Raw genomic sequence first — 1,285 nt, 5'->3', positions numbered from 1 at the left:
CGTGGCCGGAAATCAAGAAGGAGTGGCATCGCCTCTTCGGCGACGAGCCGCCTATCTCCAATCGCCGCTTCGTCGAGAAGCGTATCGCCTATCGCTGGCAGGAGATCGAGTTCGCCAAGGCCGACCGTGGCGTGCTCGAACATAACCAGCGGCGCATCGACGAACTGGTTGCGACCGGCACGTTGAAGCGTCAGAAGACCGGCGCGACGCCGATTGCAGGTACTGAGCTGATCCGTATCTATGCCGGCGTCGAACATCGGGTCCGGGTCCTGCCCGATGATGAATTCGAGTACGCAGGCAAGCGCTATCCCAGCCTGTCGATGATCGCTCGCGAGATCACCGGCACACGATGGAGCGGGCCAGCTTTCTTCGGATTGCGCAAGGCAGGTCGCCGATGAGCACTGTACCAACCAAGCGCCTGCGCTGCGCGGTTTACACCCGCAAATCCACCGATGAAGGACTCGACGCGGAATACACCTCGATCGACGCCCAGCGTGATGCCGGAGCCGCATTCATCGCCAGTCGCCGGATGGAGGGCTGGATCCCGGTCGCGGGCGATTATGACGACGGCGGCTTCTCCGGCGGCACGCTGCTGCGTCCCGCGCTACAGCGCCTCATGGAAGACATCCGCGCAGGCCAGATCGACATCGTCGTGGTCTACAAGATCGACCGTTTGACGCGATCGCTGTTCGACTTTGCCGAACTGGTCAAGGTCTTCGAGGAGTACGGCACGACCTTCGTGTCCGTCACGCAGCAGATCAACACCACGGACGCGATGGGGCGGATGATGCTGAACATCCTCCTCGCGTTCGCACAGTTCGAGCGAGAACTGACCGCCGAGCGCATCCGCGACAAGTTCGCCGCCAGCAAGAAGAAGGGGCTGTGGATGCATGGCATCTGCCCGCTTGGGTACGATGTCGTAGATCGCCGGCTGGTGGTAAACGAGGAGGAGGCCGAACAGGTCCGGACGATCTTCCGCCGCTTCGTCGAGTTGGGCTCGATCCTGAAGGTCGTGCAGGAGGCGAGGGCGCGCGGCTGGTGCAACAAGACGTGGACGACGAAGGTGGGCACGGTGCGGCCCGGCAAGCTGCACGACAAGAGTTCCATCCACGGCATGCTCCATTGCAGGACTTATCTGGGCGAACTCAAGCATCGCGGCGAGTACGTCGAGAGCACCCACCCGGCGATCATCGACAACGCGCTCTGGGACGAGGCGCATGCGCTGCTGCAGATCAACGGTCGGGTCCGCTCCGCCACCTCGCGTGGCAAGGTCGATTTCCTGCTG

The 1,285-nt window shown here is 62.7% G+C and carries 2 protein-coding genes; both read left to right on the top strand.

The window, feature by feature from the left end:
- Nucleotides 1–398, top strand: a 398-nt coding sequence (locus ABD974_RS05960) for a DUF2924 domain-containing protein (RefSeq protein WP_345302388.1), incomplete at its 5' end; no start/stop codon positions are given.
- A partial coding sequence (locus ABD974_RS05955; RefSeq protein ID WP_345302387.1) for a recombinase family protein occupies nt 395–1,285 on the top strand: 891 nt, incomplete at its 3' end. The genes ABD974_RS05960 and ABD974_RS05955, both read left to right, overlap by 4 nt.

The sequence above is a fragment of the Lysobacter hankyongensis genome (genome assembly GCF_039543145.1).
Classification (GTDB): Bacteria; Pseudomonadota; Gammaproteobacteria; order Xanthomonadales; family Xanthomonadaceae; genus Lysobacter_I; species Lysobacter_I hankyongensis.
Note: the sequence above shows the minus strand (reverse complement) of the source record. Positions and strands in the feature narration are given on the sequence as shown.